At 70.7% G+C, this 16,981-nt stretch carries 17 protein-coding genes; 6 read left to right on the top strand and 11 right to left on the bottom strand.

Annotated elements, in window-relative coordinates; genetic code table 11:
- Nucleotides 1–23: 23 nt before the first annotated feature.
- Nucleotides 24–1,058, bottom strand: coding sequence for a class II fructose-bisphosphate aldolase (gene fbaA / locus OHB21_RS09905; RefSeq protein ID WP_195125182.1), 1,035 nt, complete (start codon nucleotides 1,056–1,058; stop codon nucleotides 24–26).
- A 347-nt stretch (nucleotides 1,059–1,405) separates the two neighbouring features.
- On the opposite strand from fbaA, the gene OHB21_RS09900 reads away from it, so the two are divergent.
- Nucleotides 1,406–2,113 carry a DedA family protein gene (locus OHB21_RS09900; RefSeq protein ID WP_067513110.1) on the top strand — a complete coding sequence of 236 codons (708 nt, stop codon included), beginning with the start codon at nucleotides 1,406–1,408 and terminating at the stop codon, nucleotides 2,111–2,113.
- 9 nt (nucleotides 2,114–2,122) lie between these two features.
- On the opposite strand, the gene OHB21_RS09895 is transcribed toward OHB21_RS09900, so the two are convergent.
- The 3 genes from OHB21_RS09895 to OHB21_RS09885 form a co-directional block, all read right to left on the bottom strand.
- The gene (locus OHB21_RS09895) at nucleotides 2,123–3,211 is read right to left on the bottom strand and encodes a glycoside hydrolase family 76 protein (protein ID WP_084538073.1); all 1,089 of its coding nucleotides are present in this window, start codon (nucleotides 3,209–3,211) and stop codon (nucleotides 2,123–2,125) included.
- A 228-nt stretch (nucleotides 3,212–3,439) separates the two neighbouring features.
- On the bottom strand, nucleotides 3,440–4,126 hold the full coding sequence (locus OHB21_RS09890) for a TrmH family RNA methyltransferase (protein ID WP_407675233.1): 687 nt from the start codon (nucleotides 4,124–4,126) through the stop codon (nucleotides 3,440–3,442).
- A gap of 14 nt (nucleotides 4,127–4,140) precedes the next feature.
- On the bottom strand, nucleotides 4,141–4,467 hold the full coding sequence (locus OHB21_RS09885) for a DUF4190 domain-containing protein (protein ID WP_067513117.1): 327 nt from the start codon (nucleotides 4,465–4,467) through the stop codon (nucleotides 4,141–4,143).
- 109 nt (nucleotides 4,468–4,576) lie between these two features.
- On the opposite strand from OHB21_RS09885, the gene OHB21_RS09880 reads away from it, so the two are divergent.
- The 4 genes from OHB21_RS09880 to OHB21_RS09865 all read left to right on the top strand — a co-directional run bounded on the left by OHB21_RS09880 (nucleotide 4,577) and on the right by OHB21_RS09865 (nucleotide 7,705).
- Complete coding sequence (locus OHB21_RS09880) at nucleotides 4,577–5,950, top strand: sensor histidine kinase (RefSeq protein ID WP_195125181.1); 1,374 nt, start codon at nucleotides 4,577–4,579, stop codon at nucleotides 5,948–5,950.
- Nucleotides 5,947–6,600, top strand: coding sequence for a LuxR C-terminal-related transcriptional regulator (locus OHB21_RS09875; RefSeq protein ID WP_067513119.1), 654 nt, complete (start codon nucleotides 5,947–5,949; stop codon nucleotides 6,598–6,600). The genes OHB21_RS09880 and OHB21_RS09875 overlap by 4 nt, the downstream gene beginning before the upstream one ends.
- 82 nt (nucleotides 6,601–6,682) lie before the next feature.
- A complete protein-coding gene (locus OHB21_RS09870; RefSeq protein WP_067513167.1) occupies nucleotides 6,683–7,129 on the top strand; it encodes a DUF3592 domain-containing protein in 447 nt (148 codons plus the stop codon).
- Nucleotides 7,130–7,705: a hypothetical protein gene (locus tag OHB21_RS09865; protein WP_195142377.1), complete on the top strand. Its 576-nt coding sequence runs from the start codon at nucleotides 7,130–7,132 to the stop codon at nucleotides 7,703–7,705.
- Nucleotides 7,706–7,725: 20 nt separating this feature from the next.
- Here the strand turns inward: OHB21_RS09865 and OHB21_RS09860 are convergent, their stop codons facing one another.
- The 7 genes from OHB21_RS09860 to clpB all read right to left on the bottom strand — a co-directional run bounded on the left by OHB21_RS09860 (nucleotide 7,726) and on the right by clpB (nucleotide 15,713).
- A complete protein-coding gene (locus tag OHB21_RS09860; RefSeq protein ID WP_195125179.1) occupies nucleotides 7,726–8,415 on the bottom strand; it encodes a lysoplasmalogenase in 690 nt (229 codons plus the stop codon).
- Between the two features lie 2 nt (nucleotides 8,416–8,417).
- Nucleotides 8,418–9,476, bottom strand: a complete 1,059-nt coding sequence (locus tag OHB21_RS09855) for a beta-ketoacyl-ACP synthase 3 (RefSeq protein WP_067513124.1) — start codon at nucleotides 9,474–9,476, stop codon at nucleotides 8,418–8,420.
- A 51-nt stretch (nucleotides 9,477–9,527) separates the two neighbouring features.
- On the bottom strand, nucleotides 9,528–10,109 hold the full coding sequence (gene pyrE / locus OHB21_RS09850; RefSeq protein WP_067513127.1) for an orotate phosphoribosyltransferase: 582 nt from the start codon (nucleotides 10,107–10,109) through the stop codon (nucleotides 9,528–9,530).
- A 2-nt stretch (nucleotides 10,110–10,111) separates the two neighbouring features.
- Nucleotides 10,112–10,924, bottom strand: coding sequence for an SDR family NAD(P)-dependent oxidoreductase (locus tag OHB21_RS09845; RefSeq protein ID WP_195125178.1), 813 nt, complete (start codon nucleotides 10,922–10,924; stop codon nucleotides 10,112–10,114).
- Between the two features lie 25 nt (nucleotides 10,925–10,949).
- Complete coding sequence (locus tag OHB21_RS09840; RefSeq protein ID WP_228789811.1) at nucleotides 10,950–12,164, bottom strand: type III secretion system chaperone family protein; 1,215 nt, start codon at nucleotides 12,162–12,164, stop codon at nucleotides 10,950–10,952.
- 48 nt (nucleotides 12,165–12,212) lie between these two features.
- Entirely contained in the window at nucleotides 12,213–13,007 is a 795-nt protein-coding gene (locus OHB21_RS09835) for a DUF5666 domain-containing protein (RefSeq protein ID WP_195125177.1), read from the bottom strand.
- 150 nt (nucleotides 13,008–13,157) lie between these two features.
- The gene (clpB, locus tag OHB21_RS09830) at nucleotides 13,158–15,713 is read right to left on the bottom strand and encodes an ATP-dependent chaperone ClpB (RefSeq protein WP_195125176.1); all 2,556 of its coding nucleotides are present in this window, start codon (nucleotides 15,711–15,713) and stop codon (nucleotides 13,158–13,160) included.
- A 278-nt stretch (nucleotides 15,714–15,991) separates the two neighbouring features.
- On the opposite strand from clpB, the gene OHB21_RS09825 reads away from it, so the two are divergent.
- Entirely contained in the window at nucleotides 15,992–16,873 is an 882-nt protein-coding gene (locus OHB21_RS09825; RefSeq protein WP_195125175.1) for an LLM class flavin-dependent oxidoreductase, read from the top strand.
- The last annotated feature ends 108 nt before the right edge of the window (nucleotides 16,874–16,981 follow it).

The following is a 16,981-nucleotide window of genomic DNA, read 5'->3' as shown; positions in this document are numbered from 1 at the left end:
GCCCCCGAAGTACGAAAGAAGGGTCAGGCGCTGATCGACCGTCCCGCGGACTTCAGATCATTGCACGCCTCGACGATGCGCGCCGCCATCGAGGTCTCCGCCTTCTTCAGGTAGCTGCGCGGGTCGTAGGTCTTCTTGTTGCCGACCTCGCCGTCGATCTTGAGCACACCGTCATAGTTGGTGAACATGTGCGCCGCCACCGGACGGGTGAACGCGTACTGGGTGTCGGTGTCGACGTTCATCTTCACCACACCGAAGCGCAGCGAGTCCTCGATCTCGGACTTCAGCGAGCCCGAGCCGCCGTGGAAGACGAAGTCGAACGGCTGCGCGTCGGCGGCCAGGCCCAGCTTGGCGGCGGCCACGCGCTGGCCCTCGGCCAGCACCTCGGGCTTGAGCACCACGTTGCCCGGCTTGTACACACCGTGCACGTTGCCGAAGGTGGCGGCCAGCAGGTACTTGCCGTTCTCGCCCGCGCCGAGCGCGTCGATGGTCTTCTCGAAGTCCTCCGGCGAGGTGTAGAGCTTCTCGTTGATCTCGGCCTCGACGCCGTCCTCCTCGCCGCCGACGACGCCGATCTCCACCTCGAGGATGATGTTGGCGGCCGCGGTGGCCTTGAGCAGTTCCTTGGCGATCTCGAGGTTCTCGTCGATCTGGATGGCCGAGCCGTCCCACATGTGCGACTGGAACAGCGGCAGGCCGCCCGCGTTGACCCGCTCCTGCGAGATCGCGATGAGCGGGCGCACGAAGGTGTCCAGCTTGTCCTTCGGGCAGTGGTCGGTGTGCAGGGCGATGGTGACGTCGTACTTGGCGGCGACCACGTGGGCGAACTCGGCCAGCGCGACCGCGCCGGTCACCATGTCCTTGACGCCGAGGCCGGAGCCGAACTCCGCGCCACCGGTGGAGAACTGGATGATGCCGTCGCTGCCCGCGTCGGCGAAGCCCTTGATGGCCGCGTTGATCGTCTCCGACGAGGTGCAGTTGATGGCGGGGAAGGCGAACGAGTTCGCTTTGGCCCGACCGAGCATCTCGGCGTAGACCTCCGGAGTCGCGATGGGCACTGTGAAGACCTCCGTGTCGTGCGGCGTAGGCAGAAGCCAATTCTGTCAGGCCTAACCCTAGAGGCTGGAGCGTTTCGCCAGCCATGGGGCCCTTGGTCACGCGGGCGTGGGCCAGACCACAACGGTGGGCGGAACCGGAGGTGAACGGCCCGGTTAACCGCCGGTAATTTGCCGCTCGAGGGGGGATTCTCAGTTCGGCACGGTACTGTGGGGCCCGGAAATCGAGGTCGGCGCTCCCTTCGGGCGGGCCGATCGGATCGGACAGGAGGCCGCGTGATTGGGCAGGCAGTGACGACTTCGGTCACGAGCGATCTCGCGCTGACGAACGAGACCACCCGCTGAGGCCGGTGTCCACCGCTTCGACGCCCCTCGCGCTGGGCAGTTTCGATCCTCTCCTCTCGGCGGGTCCCGCACTCGTCTGGACAGTGGTCCTGACCTTCGTCTTCCTGGAGTGCGCGCTCATCATCGGGCTGTTCCTGCCCGGGGATTCGATGTTGATCACCGCGGGCATCGTGATGGCCTCGCACGCCACCGGAGAGGCGCAGGTGTGGGCGCTCTCGGTGGGCGCCATGGTCTCCGCGATCGTCGGTAACCAGGTCGGCTACGTGGTCGGGCAACGCACCGGGCACCGCCTGGTGGCGCGCAAGGACGGCCGCTACATCAACACCCGCAACCTACAGCGGGTGGCCGAGTTGCTGGCGCGGCACGGATTCCTCGCGGTGCTGGTGGCGCGCTGGATTCCGTGGGTGCGCACGCTGTGCCCGATGGTCGCGGGCGCGGCGGGCATGGACCACCGCAAGTACACGATCGCCAGCACGCTCGGCGCGATCATCTGGGCGCCGGTGCTGTTGCTGATCGGCTACTACGCGGGCGGATTCCTGCAGCGGGTGCCCTGGCTGATGCCGGGCGTGGTGTGCCTGCTGGTGATCGGGTTGATCATCGGCACCGTGATCGGGATCCGGCAGTACCGGATGGAGATGGCCCGCCCCGCCGAGGACTTCGACGTGGAGATGGACGACGCTCCCACCGCGGTGCTGCCGCGCGTGGAGTCCTGAACCCGGCGCTCAGAGCCCGGCGCCGCTCACCTGGTAGGCCGCCTCCATCAACATCCAGCCCGACAGCTGCACCGACAGGTCGCGCTCGGGCACCTTCGACGCGGTGACCGACCCGCCCGAGGTGAAATGCCCCGCGCCCGAGGTGCCGCCGGGCAACTGCGCCGGGCGGCTCCAGTCGGCGCCGAACAGCGGCTCGCCCTCCACCTCGAGCCGGTTCGCCCACGCCGCCTCCGCCGAGGCGCGCACCAGGGCCGCGGCGGCCTTGCGATCCTCGACCTGCTGACGCTCGTCGCCGGGCAACATCAGGGCGACCACCGCCAGGTACCGCGCCAGGATGCCGTTGAACAGGCCGCCGTCCCCGCCGCCACCCCCCTTGACGACACCGCCCGCCGTCATGTGCTCGGCGACGGCCGCGAGCAGGTTGTGCACGCGGTCCAGATGGCGCTGTTCGCCGGTGTGCACGGCCAGTTCGGTCTCCACACCGAGCACCACGCCCTGGCAGTAGGTGAACGTGGGGCGTTCGATCACGCCGGAGGGCAGGTGGATGCCGTCCAGGATCAGGCCCGACTCCTCGTCGCGCAGCGTCGTGTCCAGCCAGTCCGCCATCTCCTGGCCGCGGGCGTGGCGGCCGAGTCGGACCAGCGCGATCGCGGCCGGACCGTTGGCCGGGGCGTTGAAGTAGTCGCTGCGCACCCGCCACGGGATGCCGCCGCCGATCTCGGGCTGCCACGCCTCGTACAGGCGCTTCTCCAGCGCCACCAGCGCGCCGCGCGCCTCGGTGATGCCCTGCGTGCGCTCGGCGCGCTCGAGGGCGATGGCCAGCCAGGCCATGTCGTCGTAGTACTTGTTGGTCCAGCCCGTGAGGTTGCGGGCGCGATGCGAGCGCACCAGCTCGCCGATGCGCTTGCGGCGGGCCGGGGTGGGGGTGCGGTTGGCGGCGTCCACCGCGCAGTCGATCAGGTGGGCCTGCCACCAGTAGTGCCAGGAGAAGAAGGCGCGCTCACGCCGGGTCGCGGGCCAGCCTACGACGCCCAATTCCGTTCCGGGACATACCCACAGCGCCCGCAGGTGCCGGGAGACGATCGCGGATTCGGCCATGTCCGCCCGCTCCGACCACAGCGCGGGCGTCGATGCAGCATCCTGCCCGGTGTGCGGGCTCCGCGAGGTCATCTCTCAATGGTGCCAGCTCCGAACGAATTCTCGCCGCCGAATTGTTACCCGGCCGACGCCGAATCGTGCACCCGGCGGCCGGGAGTCCCGCGATCGGCGCGGTCGCCGAGCCCCGTCGGCCGGCACGCGCGGGACGGCCGCGCACCCCGCACCCGTTCACCAAGCCGTCGACAGGTCCGCGTGCTGACGAATCCACGCGTGCATCGCGATGCCCGCCGCGACACCCGCGTTGATGCTGCGCGTGGAACCGAACTGCGCGATCGAAACCGTCATGGCCGCGGCGTCTTTCGCGTGATCGGTGACGCCGGGGCCCTCCTGCCCGAACAGCAGCAGGCACTCGCGCGGCAGCTGCGCCGTCTCCAGCGGGACCGCGCCGGGCACGTTGTCGACGGCGACCACCGCGAGGCCGTGTGCCGCGGCGTACTCGACCAGGTCCGCGACGCTCGCGTGATGTTCGAGGTGCTGATAGCGGTCGGTGACCATGGCGCCGCGACGATTCCAGCGGCGCCTGCCCACGATGTGCACGGCGGCCGCGGCGAACGCGTTTGCGGTGCGCACCACGGTCCCGATGTTGGCGTCGTGCCCGAAGTTCTCGATCGCCACGTGGAACGGGTGGCGGCGGGCGTCGATGTCGGCGACGATCGCCTCGCGCGTCCAGTAGCGGTAGGCGTCGACCACATTGCGGCGGTCGCCGTGTTCGAGCAGTTCGGGGTCCAGGCGCGGATCGTCCGGCGGGGGCGTGTCGTGTTCGGCGCGCCACGGGCCCACCCCGTGCGGGTGCTCGCCCCACTCGGTGGGTCCGGGTAGGTCCTGCTCCGGCGGCGCTTCGTTCACGCCGACGATGCTAGAGCGGCCGGTCAGGACGGCGAGGTGGAGGCCACTACCAGCGAGATCACGATGATCGCGACGACGCCGATCACCACCAGCAGCATCAGGATCGTGCCGATCACGCCGCAGATGTAGCCGGCCTTGACGTTGCTGCGCCCGCCGATCGCGCCGCCCGAGGCGTCGATCTCCGCCAGCGCCTTGCGGCCCAGGAACCACGCGACCGGCGCGAACAGCTGGCAGAACACCAGGCCGAGGATGCCGAGCACCAGGATCGTGGTGGCTTGGGGATGGTCCGGCGGCGGACCGTACGGGCTACCGTAGGGCTGTGGATAACCGGACGCCGGTGGCATGGACATGCACTCGATGCTAACTCCCGGCAACCCTTCGATGGTGTAGCTGGCCACACCCGCGATCCGGGGGCGGGCTCCATCGAGAACGCGGCCGCACGCGAGAAACATGGGGTTCATGACCGAGACGCATGCCGAACCGACCCTCGTGCTCGACAAACCCGACGCCCCGCCGGGCCCGGCGGGGCGCTCGCCGCTGCGCGCGGTGCTGCGCGCGCCGATCGAGGCCAGGACCTGGAAGGAACTGGCGTACCTGATCGCGGTGTGCGTGCTCGGCGGGGTCGCGATCAGCTACCTGTTCTTCGGGTTCGGCGGCGGTCTCTACCTCTCGATCTTCCTGGTCGGCATCCCGATCCTGGCGCTGGTGCTGCTCGGGGCGCGCCTGTCGGGCTACGTGTATCGCGCGCTGTGCCGCGATCTGCTCGGCACCCCGGTCGACGCGCCGCCGCCGTTCCAGCCGCCGCGCGGCTTCTTCGGATTCCTGCGCGGTGCGTTCACCGACCGGCCCAGCTGGCGGGCGGTGCTGTTCCTGCTCGTGCAGTCGGTGCTCGGGCTGATGGCCGGATACGTCGTGCTCGTCGTCATCGCGATGACGGTGTTCCTGGCCATCTCCCCGATCCCGTGGGCGGTGTTCCGGCCCACCAACGTCGACGCGAGCGGCGTGGAGCGGCAGTCGCTCATGCAGTTCGGCGAGTTCTACATCGACACCTGGCCGCGGGTGCTCGGGCTCGCCGCGCTCGGCGTGCTCGGGTGCTTCGCGCTGCCGTGGCTGGTGCGCGGCGTCTGCCACATGCACCGGTGGCTGACGGTGCAGCTGCTCGGCGCCACCCCGCGCGACCGCCAGCTCGTCGAGTTGCGGGAGAGCAGGCGCGCCGCCGTCGACGATTCGGCCGCCACGCTGCGCCGCGTCGAACGCGACCTGCACGACGGCACCCAGGCCCGACTGGTCACCATCGCGATGGCGCTCGGGCGCGCCGAGGAGCGCATCGCCGCCGGTGGCGACCCCAGCGACCTCATCGCCGACGCGCACGCCAGCTCCAAGGAAGCGCTCACCGAGCTGCGCGAACTCGTGCGCGGCATCCACCCGCCCGCCCTGGAACTGGGGCTCGGCCCCGCGTTGGAGACGCTGGCGGCACGCTGCGCGATCCCCGTGGAGCTGCGGGTGCACCTGCCGCGGCGGCCGAACCCGGCCGTGGAGGCGATCGCCTACTTCTCCGTCGCCGAACTGCTCACCAACATGGTGAAGCACGCGCACGCCGAACGGGCCTGGGTGTCGGTGATGCCCGACAGCCAGCGCACCATCCGGGTGACCGTGCGCGACAACGGAGTGGGCGGGGTGCTCCAGCCCGCCGAGGGCGCGCCCGTCGCGGGCAGCGGGCTGGCCGGGCTCGCGGCGCGGGCGCGCGCCGTGGACGGCACCCTGACGGTGGACAGCCCGCCCGGCGGACCGACCGTGGTGACGATGCTGCTGCCGGTCGAGGACCTGCGATGAGCACGCCGCTGCGGATCGTCATCGCCGAGGACAGCGCGATCCTGCGCGACGGGCTGGCCGGGCTGCTCACCGAGCGCGGGCACGAGGTGGTGGCGATGGTGGGCGACGCGTCCACCCTGGCCGATGTGGTGGCGGCGCACAATCCCGACGTGGCGGTGGTGGACGTGCGGATGCCCCCCTCGTTCACCGACGAGGGGCTGCTCGCCGCCATCGAACTGCGCCGCAAGTTCCCCATGACCGGGGTGCTGGTGTTCTCGCAGTGGATCGAAACCCGGTACGCGACAGAACTTCTCGCCGGCGGCGCGAGTGGGGTCGGCTACCTGCTCAAGGACCGGGTGGCCGACGTGCGCGAGTTCGTCGACGCGCTGGGCCGCGTCGCCACCGGCGGCACCGCCCTCGACCCGGAAGTGGTGAGTCAGCTGATGGGTGCCGCACGCCAACAGGATTCGCTGGCCCGCCTCACCCCGCGCGAGCGCGAGGTGCTCGAACTCATGGCGCAGGGGTTGTCCAACGGGGCGATCGCCGAAGCGCTCACCGTGACCGAGCGGGCGGTGGAGAAGCACATCGGCAACATCTTCACCAAACTCGATCTGCCGCCGTCGGACACCCACCACCGGCGGGTGCTGGCGGTGCTGCGGTTGAAGGGGTAGGGATCGGCGCGAAGGCCGGTTCATCCACCCGGAATCGGCCTATCCTGGAGGGATAAGGGCGGGTCAGGGGGTGGAGGCTGCCATGGATCACGCACGGATTCTGCGCACGGTGCTCGGCGTCACCGCCGGATACCTGATCCTGCTCGGCCTGTGGCTCGGCTGGCTCGTGCACCACACCCCGCCCGGCACCGTCCCGTATCAGATCGTGGCGCTGGTCGGCCTGTTCGGCTCCTGCGTCGGCCTCGGCATGCTGCTCGCCGCCCGCCCCTCCCGCGCCGACCGCAAACTCTGGCGCCACGGCCTCGAAGGATGGGCCACCATCGAAGGCGTCCACCCTCTCGCCCGCACCGACCACTACACCGAACTCACCGAACTGGACCTCGAACTCACCGTCCCCGGCTCCGAAACCTACCGCGGCACAATAGTCTTCGACGTCACCCCCGCCGACAAACCCAAGCTCTCCCCCGGCGAAACCATCTCCATCCGAGTAGACCCGGAGAACCGCGACCGCATAATCCTGGTCCTGTAGGTGCCACCGCTCGCGGGCCGAGACTCGATCCGAGTGGAAGTGCGACTCACGAGCGAGGTCCGGGCGCCCCTCGGCGCGGCGTTCGGCCAGCTTTCGCCCGCGCTCGATCACCCCGGCCGCGCGCAGCGCGAACCAGGCGGTCACCGACTCCCAGCGCCGCTCGGCGCGGCCCGTCTCGTGGAGCAGCCAGAGCGGCGGGTCGGCGCGCAGCAGGTCGCCGCCGTCCACTACGACGTAGCTGTACGCCCCGGCCTCCGCGATCACCAGCAGATCGGCGGGGGCACGCAGCGGGACGGTCTCGGCATCGTCGAAACAGCCCAGGGCGTCACGCTTGGTCGCGGCGTCGACCATCCGCACACCGAAAGATGTTCCGGAGAACCAGATTCCCGGGTCCTCCCCGATCAACCGCAGCACTTCACGAACAGCCGCGGGAACCGTCTCGACGCCTTGCTCGGCTGCCCATCGGTCGATCTGCGCGTCTGTGGCTCCGGTCGCCGAATCCGGGTTCCATCCCCGCGCGACCGCCTGGTCGCGGGACCGGCGGATGGCGGCGGCGGCGCGGTCGTCCGCTGGTGACGTCATGGGTCCGTCCGGACCTACTTTTCGTGGACTCGGGGGTCGGTGAGGAGGTACTGGGCGGCGGCGTAGGTGGCCAGGATGATGCCCTCGGTGGTGCGGCGGGCGCGGGGGGAGCTGGCGAAGATGCGGCGGAGCACGATCAGGCCGTCGGAGAGGGTGAAGAGGAGGGCGCCGAGGCCGAGGCGGGAGCGGGGGTCGGGGCCCGGGATATTCAGGCCCGCAAGGTTTTTCGCGCCGGGGGCCAGGGCCGGGTCGGAGGCGAGGGTGGCCGCCGTGCCGAGGGTGGCGCCGTAGGCGGTGAGGGGCGCGGCGACGGTGGGGGCCTTGACACGCATCAGCGCGGCCGCGCCCAGCCAGGCCGCGAGGCGCTGGCCGGCGATGGCCGCGCGGGGCCGGGCGCCGCGCCGCCACCACAGCACGGAGTAACCCGCCTGCATGACGGCGAACGACGACGCGCCCGCGATCAGCCTGCGATCGTCGTCGGGATCGATGAGCAGCACGTCACCGAGGGTGGCCGCACCGAGCGAACCGAGCAGCACGGTGCGGTCGACGGGGTCGAGCGCCACCTCCGAGGTCGCCACGTCGGCGGCCAGCAGCGGCATCATGAGCGGCTTGGCCACCCACTGGAGCTTGTCGCGACCGGTGACGGCGCCGAACACCGTCACCGCCGCCGCGCCGACGAACGCCGCGCGAAAGGGCCTCGCCATAGTCAGAAACTGGCCTCGGCCGGCTTCGGGGGCAGGGTCACGACCTGGCCGGCGTAACTCAGGCCCGCGCCGAACCCGAGCAGCAACGCCAGTTGCCCGCCCTTGGCCTTACCCGTCACCAGCATCTCCTCCATCGCCAGCGGAATGGACGCGGCGGAGGTGTTGCCGGTGTTCTCGATGTCGTTGGCCATCGGGATCTCGTCGGCCAGCCCGAGGTTCTTCTTCATCAGCTCGTTGATGCGGGCGTTGGCCTGGTGCGGGATGAACACCTCGATATCGTCCTTGGACACCCCCGACACCTCCAGCGCCGAGGCCAGCGCGCGCGGCAGAGTGACGGCGGCCCAACGGAATACGCGCGGCCCCTCCATGCGCAGCGACATCCGGCCGACCGGCTCCACCGCCGGGTCGGTGCCCTGCAACCGCTGTGCCTTGTTCATGTACTCGAGGAAGTCGACGTCCTGGGCGATCGCTTCGGCGTTCTCGCCGTCGCTGCCCCACACCGTCGGGGAGATGCCGTTCTCCTCGCTCGGCCCGACCACCACCGCGCCCGCGCCGTCACCGAAGATCATCGCGGTGCCGCGGTCGGTGGGGTCCAGGCCCACGGTCATCGTCTCGGCACCGATGACCAGCACGTAGTCGGCCGAGCCCGCGCGGATCAGGTCGGCGGCCACGCCCAGCCCGTAGCCGAAGCCACCGCAGCCGGAGGTGAGGTCGAAGGCGGGGATGCCGTTCATGCCCAGGTCGGAGGCCACGGTCGGCGCGCCGTGCGGGGTGAGCTTGAGCCAGCTCGAGGTACACAGGATGAGCGCGCCGATCTTGGCGCGGTCGATGCCGGTATTGGTGAGCGCGCGTTCGCCCGCGCCCGCGGCGATGGAGCGCAGGGTCTCGTCGCCGCTGATCCAGCGCCGGTTGCGGACGCCGGTGCGCTCGAAGATCCACTGGTCGGTGGAGTCCAGGACCTCGCACACCTCGTCATTGCTGACGATGCGCTGGGGTCGGTAGGCACCGATTCCGAGCATCGCAACATTCTGGCGACTCTTGTTTACCGCAATGCTCACCACTGGTGACTCACACGTCCTTCACCGTCCGGACAAACTTGAACAGCGTCCAGGCTATCCCAGGGCCAAATCCTTCAGGCCGAGGATGGATCGATATTCCAATCCCTCGGCGGCGATCACCTGATCGGCCCCGGTCTCCCGGTCCACGACGGTGGCCACGCCCACCACGGTGGCACCGGCGTCCCGCAGCGCGCGCACGGCCGTGAGCGGGGAGTTTCCGGTGGTGGTGGTGTCCTCGACGACGAGCACGCGCTTGCCGACGATGTCGGGGCCCTCGATCTGGCGCTGCATGCCGTGGGTCTTGGCGGCCTTGCGCACCACGAACGCGTCGATCGGGCGGCCCGGCGCGTGCATGACGGCCAGCGCGACGGGGTCGGCGCCCATGGTGAGACCACCGACGGCGTCGAAGTCCCAGTCCGCGACGAGTTCGCGCAGCAGTTTGCCGATCAGTGGCCCGGCCCGGTGGTGCAGGGTCGCGCGGCGCAGGTCCACGTAGTAGTCGGCCTCCTTGCCGGACGACAGCGTCACCTTGCCGTGCACCACGGCCAGCTCGCGCACCAGCGCGGCCAATCTGTCGCGGTCGGCGCCGCCCCCGTGCTCGGTGTCACCGTGCACCGCACTCGCCTGGTCGATCATGTCTAAGTCCTTCCGCGTGAATTGAACAAGCCCCGATTCATTCGGACCTGCAGGGTTCGCGGGATGAGTCCGGCCGCGGTGGTGATCGCCTTGTACTGCACGCCGGGCACGCTGACGACCCGGTTCTTCTCGAGATCACGCAGCGAACCGGCGACGACCTGTTCGACGGACAGCCACAGCGGCGCGGGCAGCGAGGACATCTCGATACCCGCGCGGTCGTGGAATTCCGTGCGGACGAATCCGGGGCACAGCGCCTGGATACGGACACCGGTTCCGGCCAGGCCGCCCGCCAACCCTTCCGTGAAGGATACGACGTAGGCCTTGGAGGCCGAATAGGTCGAGCCCCGCCCCGGCACGAGTCCGGCGACGCTGGCCACATTGACGATGGTGCCCTTGGCCGCGGCGATCATGGGCGGCAGCGCGGCGTGGGTGAGTTCCAGCACGGCGCCGACGTTGAGGTCGAGCTGGGCGCGCACCCGGTCGAAGGGCAGCTCCCAGAACTCGCCTTTGAGCCCGATTCCCGCGTTATTGACGAGGAAATCGACGCCGTCGGCGGCCCGCGCCGCGACGCGTTCGCGATCCGCGTCGACCGTGAGGTCGGCGGTCAGCACCTGCGAGCGGGTATCGAATTTGCGGGCCACCTCGGCGGCGAACGCGGCCAGGCGATCGGCGTCCCTGGCAACGAGCACCAGGTCGTAGCCGAGCGCGGCCAGGCGCTGGGCGTAGGCCTGGCCGATGCCGGAGGTGGGACCCGTGACGAGGGCCACGGGGCGGGTGGCGCCGGGCAGGCGCGCGGGGGCGGAACCATCGGTCATGACGACGCGAATCCCCTCGGGTGGGTCACTTGGGCACGGGGCCCTGGTACGGGCGGAAGCCCGGGTGGAAGGGTCCGCCCGGACGGTCGGGCGTGCTCTCCGGAGCGCGCGCGGGGTCCTCGTCGAGGTCCCACTCACCGCGCGGCAGCGGGTCCTCGTCCTCGCGGCGCTGCTCGTCGCGGGACTTGGCGTCGGGGACGACCGCGAGGGAGGGGCGGCGCGCGGGTTCGGCGGCGGGTTCCTTGCGCAGCGGGGCGGGCTCGGCGGGCTCATCGTAGCCCTCGTCCTCGAACAAGGCTTCGTCGTCGTAGTCCGGCTCGTCGTCGTAGGCGCGATTCTCGGCGCGGTCGGCGTAGGCGCGGGGGCCGTCCGGATCGAAGTCGTCGTCGTAGTCGGGCTCGTCGTCGTAGGCGCGATTCTCGGCGCGGTCGGCGTAGGCGCGGGGGCCGTCCGGATCGAAGTCGTCGTCGCCGTCGAGTTCGTAGCCGCGCGGGCCGACGCCGCGGGAGGCGGGCAGGTCACTGTCCCGCTCGTCGCCTTCGGGCGGCGCGACACGTGCTGCGCCGCGCGGGGATTCGGCTTCGCGCTCCGGGGCGCGGCCGCGCGCGCGATCCTCGAAACCGCGCGGATCGGCGACGGGCGGCAGCACGTGCAGCAGACCCGAGAGGCGCAGCACCGCGTCGATGGCGCTCTCCCAATCCTTGGCCACCGTGCCGACATTCAGCATGCCGAGGGTCCAGTTACCCTCGCTCCACAGCATCTGCACGGTCTCGGGCAGCGACTCGATGAACGCGACCATGCGCTGATCCACCGCGTGCCTGGCGATCTCGGGGTTGGTGGCGAAGACCACGCGGTCGCCGATGGCGCCGAGCAGCTCCAGGTCGGCGTCCTTGGGCGGCGAGGCGGTCTTGAGCCGCATGTCGACGTCGATGTCCGAACCGATCTGGCGGCGCACCGCGACCAGCGTGGCCGCGTCCTCCAGATCGAAGAGCACGAACTTCTCGCCCTTGCGGATACCGGAGACCACGTCCACCGCGGACAGGTAACCGAGCTTGGCCAGCGCGCCGCGTCGCCACGTCGACGGGAGCGCCGGTTCCACCGACACATAGGTGTATCCCTGTGCCTTCGCCCAGACCTGGCGCGCGTGACCGGTCCGCTGCCGTTGGACCCGATCGAAATACAGCAGCACGATCGCACCCACGAGCGCGATCGCCGCCAACCCGAACCACATTGCCGTCATCAGGGTCCAGCGTAACTGGCGATGGCGGTCAATGAGCCGCGTACACGCTCAGCGTCCGCCGCCGGGCAGCGCGGTGCTGATGATGATCCGCGCGAGGATGGCGCCGTCGGCCTCCTCGTCGCCCTGCACCATCACCAGATCCCCGACGGGCAGGTCGGCGACCGACGCGCCGGACAGCGCGATCACCTGCGTCGACGCGTCGGTGCGCACCGTGACGGTGCCGCCCGACACGGTGCTGATGGTGAGCGTGCCCGCGTCGTTGGCGCTGATGGTGCCCATGGTGGCGCCGAGTCCTTCGATGCCGGGCAGGCCGGGCACACCGCTCGGCGACGGGCGGGTGGGCTGCGGATTCTCGGTGGGTGTGGGCGCGCCCGTCGGAACCGACAGGGTGGTCGTCGAACCCGCTGTCGTGGACGAATCGTTATTGCCGATCAGCAGCCCGGCCACCACACCGCCCACGGCGATGAGCGCGATCACACCTATGGCGAGCGCGATCCACAGACCCGTATTGCGTTTGGGCGGTTGTTGATCCGGTGGCTGCACCCCCGGAGGTTGCGCACCCGGCGGCACGTACTGGGGTGGTGCGCCCGCCCCCTGCGGGGCATCCTGCGCGCCCGCCCACGCCCCGTACCCGCCGTCATAGGCGCCCCACGACTGACTCTCCAGCGGCGGGAACTCCTTGGTGGCGTTGGCCGGAGGCGGGCCCCACGGTTCGTAGCGCTCGGTGGTCGGGTAACTCGTCGTCTCCCCGGCCTGGTCGAACGCGGACGCCCCCGGCGCTCCGAGATGCTCGGTCGGCGCATCCTCCGGCCGCTGTCCCCAGGGGTCCTTCGGGTTCGTCATGACTCCAGGGTAGGCCCGCCGGTCCGTCCGGCCCGGCAATCGCCGGATGCCGGGCCCGACTCGGCACGTTGTTCGCGCCACCGCACGGCCGCGCGGACACGAGACAGCGCGACCCCGACGCCCACGCCGGGCGTCGGGGTCGCGACGCACTCACTTGCCGACGATCAACCCGTCGCTCTCCAGGCTGACGCCCACCTTCACGGTGTCGCCGTCGGTGATCTCCCCGGCCAGCAATTCCTTGGCGAGGGTGTCGCCGATGGACTGCTGGATCAGCCTGCGCAGCGGCCGCGCACCGTACACCGGGTCGTAGCCGCGCACCGCCAGCCAGAACCGCGCCGAATCGCTCACGTCCAGCTTCAGCCTGCGCTGCGAGAGCCGCTTCTGGAGCTGGTCGAGCTGGATGTCGACGATCCGCTCCAGCTGCTCCTCGTCCAGCGCGTGGAACATCACCACGTCGTCGAGACGATTGAGGAACTCCGGCTTGAACGCCGAGCGCACCGCGTTCATGACGAACTCCTTGTCACCGCCCGCACCCAGGTTCGAGGTCAGGATGAGGATGGTGTTGCGGAAGTCCACCGTGCGGCCCTGGCCGTCGGTGAGCCTGCCCTCGTCCAGCACCGCGAGCAGGATGTCGAAGACGTCCGGGTGCGCCTTCTCGATCTCGTCGAACAGCACCACCGTGTACGGCCTGCGCCGCACCGCCTCGGTGAGCTGACCGCCCTGGTCGTAGCCGACGTAGCCGGGCGGCGCACCGACCAGGCGGGCCACCGCGTGCTTCTCGCTGTACTCGCTCATATCGATGCGGACCATGGCGCGCTCGTCGTCGAACAGGAAGTCCGCGAGCGCCTTGGCCAGCTCGGTCTTGCCGACGCCGGTGGGGCCGACGAACAGGAACGAGCCGGTGGGCCGGTTCGGATCGGCCACGCCCGCGCGCGCCCGGCGCACCGCGTCCGACACCGCCTGCACGGCCTCGGTCTGGCCGACCACGCGCCGGCCCAGCTCCTCCTCCATGCGCAGCAGCTTCTGGGTCTCGCCCTCCATCAGCCTGCCCACCGGGATGCCGGTCCACGCCGACACCACCTCGGCGATGTCGTCGGGGCCGACCTCCTCCTTGAGCATCACCTCGCCGTCGGCGGCCGCGCCGGAGGCCCGCTCGGCCTCGGCGAGATCCTTCTCGAGGGTGGGGATGCGGCCGTAGCGCAGCTCGGCGGCCTTGCCCAGATCGCCGTCGCGCTCGGCGCGCTCGGACTCCCCGCGCAGCGCCTCGAGCTGTTCCTTGAGCACGCGCACCTGGTCGATGGCGTTCTTCTCGTTCTGCCAGCGGGTGGTGAGCTGGTTGAGCTTCTCGCGGCTGTCGGCCAGTTCGGAGCGCAGCTTCTCCAGGCGCTGCTTGGAGGCCTCGTCGGTCTCCTTGCTCAGCGCGACCTCCTCGATCTCGAGGCGGCGCACCGCGCGCTCGACCTCGTCGATCTCCACCGGGCGCGAGTCGATCTCCATGCGCAGCCGCGAGGCCGACTCGTCCACCAGGTCGATGGCCTTGTCGGGCAGGAACCGCGAGGTGATGTAGCGATCCGACAGGGCGGCGGCGGCCACCAGCGCGGAGTCGGTGATGCGCACGCCGTGGTGCACCTCGTAGCGCTCCTTGATGCCGCGCAGGATGCCGACGGTGTCCTCCACCGAGGGCTCGCCGACCAGCACCTGCTGGAAGCGCCGCTCCAGCGCCGCGTCCTTCTCGATGTGCTGGCGGTACTCCTCCAACGTGGTCGCGCCGACCAGCCGCAGCTCGCCGCGCGCCAGCATGGGCTTGATCATGTTGCCCGCGTCCATGGCGGATTCGCCCGTGGCGCCCGCGCCGACGATGGTGTGCAGCTCGTCGATGAACGTGATGATCTGGCCCGCGCTGTTCTTGATGTCCTCCAGCACGGCCTTGAGCCGCTCCTCGAACTCGCCGCGGTACTTCGCGCCGGCCACCATCGCGCCCAGGTCGAGCGAGACGACGGACTTGCCGCGCAGCGATTCCGGGACGTCGCCCGCGACGATGCGCTGGGCCAGGCCCTCCACGATGGCGGTCTTGCCGACGCCGGGTTCGCCGATCAGCACCGGGTTGTTCTTGGTGCGGCGGCTGAGCACCTGCACCACGCGCCGGATCTCGGTGTCGCGCCCGATGACCGGGTCCAGCTTGCCCGCGCGCGCCGCCTCGGTGAGGTCGGTGGAGTACTTCTCCAGCGCCTGGTAGCTGCCCTCGGGATCGGGGCTGGTGACGCGCGCGCTGCCGCGCACGGCGGTGAACGCCTCGCGCAGCGCGTCGGCGGTCGCGCCGTACTTGGTGAGCAGCATCGTCACGTCCGAATCGCCCTGGGCGAGACCGACGACGACGTGCTCGGTCGAGACGTATTCGTCCCCCAGTTCGGTGGCCAGCCGCTGCGCCGCGGTGATGGCGGCCAGCGCCTCGCGGCCGAGTTGGGGAGTGGTGGTCGCACCGGTCGCGCGCGGCAGCCGGTCGACGATGTCCTGTGCCTCGCGCCGGACGGCGGCGGGGTCCACGCCGACGGCCTTGAGCAGCGGGGCGGCGATCCCGTCGGTCTGATCCAGCAACGCCACCAGCAAGTGCGCCGGGCGAATCTCCGGATTGCCCGCGGCGGAGGCCGCCTGCAGGGCCGCGGTCAGGGCCGCCTGGGTCTTGGTGGTGGGATTGAACGAGTCCACGCGTCACCTTCCTACTTGTCGTGTCCGCAGCGTCGAGTGCCCTTTCCCGCACGCGCGGGCTCGCGCTGTTCTCTGGGTTCAACGTCGGAGAGGTTGAGTCTGTTCCGCTCAACTTTGAAAAAGTTTCGCGCGGATCCACCGGTCGCGTCAACGCTACGCCGCGCCGCCCCCGGATGCGATGAATCACACCGTGCGTGGTGTAGGGATGACTACGGGCAACCCGCCGCTTCCGGCGCGCGCGGCAAGACAGTCCCGGTGATCTGCGAACGGAGCACGAAATGACCACTCGGCAGCCCGAATTCGGCCTCTTCCTGATCCCGGAGGCCGACAACTACGCCGGACTCACCGACCTGGCCGCCTACGCCGACACCCACGGGCTCGACCTCATCGGCATCCAGGACCACCCCTATCAGCGCCGCTTCTTCGACACCTGGACCCTGATCACCGCGCTCGCCGTGCGCACCACCCGGCTCGCGTTCTTCCCCGACGTCGCCAACCTGCCGCTGCGCAATCCGGCCGTGCTGGCCAAATCGGTTGCCTCCCTGGACATCATCACCGGCGGACGCGTCCACCTCGGGCTCGGCGCCGGCGCGTTCTGGGACGCGATCGCCGGGATGGGCGGGGCGCGGCTCTCGGGCGGCGAGGCGTTGCGGGCGACCGGCGAGGCGATTGAGATCATCCGGGCCATGTGGTCCGACGAGCGCACCGCGCGGGTGCCGGGCGAGTTCCATCGCCTCGTCGGGATCCACCCCGGCCCCGCGCCCGCCCACGCCCCCGGCATCTGGCTCGGCGCGAGCGGCCCGCGCATGCTGGCGCTGACCGGCGCGCGGGCCGACGGCTGGCTGCCCTCCTCGTCGTGGGCGACGCCGGAGTTCCTCACCGAGGCGGGCGCGCGGATCGACGACGCGGCCGCGGCGGCGGGGCGCGACCCGTCGGCGGTGCGGCGCCTCTACAACGTCTCGGGCACGATCACCGACGGCGCGGACGGCGGCTTCCTGGCCGGTCCCGTCGAGCGGTGGGTCGATGACCTCATCGCCCTGCACCTGGAGCGACGGGTGGACGGCTTCGTCTTCTGGCCCAGCGAGGGCGACGCGGCCGCACAGGTCCGCCGCTACACCGAGCAGGTCGTGCCCGCGGTTCGCGCGGCCGTTGCCCGCTGACCGGGCACATCGGGTCGTCGCGGCGGCGTCGCGCCGCTATCCTGGACAGCGGCCCAGACCCATGGGCCGAGCGCAGCGACGGTGCCGTCGGCGCGTCGACGCCATGAG

Source organism: Nocardia puris (assembly GCF_036051655.1).
Taxonomy (GTDB): domain Bacteria; phylum Actinomycetota; class Actinomycetes; order Mycobacteriales; family Mycobacteriaceae; genus Nocardia; species Nocardia puris.
The sequence above is the reverse complement of the archived record's forward strand: the minus strand, read 5'-3'. Positions and strand labels throughout refer to the sequence as shown.

What these genes read in the sequence shown, in the direction of transcription:
- OHB21_RS09895 (WP_084538073.1), bottom strand. Translation starts at nt 3,211, where the DNA reads ATGGCCGAATCCGCGATCGTCTCCCGGCACCTGCGGGCGCTGTGGGTA.
- OHB21_RS09885 (WP_067513117.1), bottom strand. Translation starts at nt 4,467, where the DNA reads ATGTCCATGCCACCGGCGTCCGGTTATCCACAGCCCTACGGTAGCCCG.
- OHB21_RS09880 (WP_195125181.1), top strand. Translation starts at nt 4,577, where the DNA reads ATGACCGAGACGCATGCCGAACCGACCCTCGTGCTCGACAAACCCGAC.
- OHB21_RS09875 (WP_067513119.1), top strand. Translation starts at nt 5,947, where the DNA reads ATGAGCACGCCGCTGCGGATCGTCATCGCCGAGGACAGCGCGATCCTG.
- OHB21_RS09870 (WP_067513167.1), top strand. Translation starts at nt 6,683, where the DNA reads ATGGATCACGCACGGATTCTGCGCACGGTGCTCGGCGTCACCGCCGGA.
- OHB21_RS09860 (WP_195125179.1), bottom strand. Translation starts at nt 8,415, where the DNA reads ATGGCGAGGCCCTTTCGCGCGGCGTTCGTCGGCGCGGCGGCGGTGACG.
- pyrE (WP_067513127.1), bottom strand. Translation starts at nt 10,109, where the DNA reads ATGATCGACCAGGCGAGTGCGGTGCACGGTGACACCGAGCACGGGGGC.
- OHB21_RS09845 (WP_195125178.1), bottom strand. Translation starts at nt 10,924, where the DNA reads ATGACCGATGGTTCCGCCCCCGCGCGCCTGCCCGGCGCCACCCGCCCC.
- OHB21_RS09840 (WP_228789811.1), bottom strand. Translation starts at nt 12,164, where the DNA reads ATGACGGCAATGTGGTTCGGGTTGGCGGCGATCGCGCTCGTGGGTGCG.
- OHB21_RS09835 (WP_195125177.1), bottom strand. Translation starts at nt 13,007, where the DNA reads ATGACGAACCCGAAGGACCCCTGGGGACAGCGGCCGGAGGATGCGCCG.
- OHB21_RS09825 (WP_195125175.1), top strand. Translation starts at nt 15,992, where the DNA reads ATGACCACTCGGCAGCCCGAATTCGGCCTCTTCCTGATCCCGGAGGCC.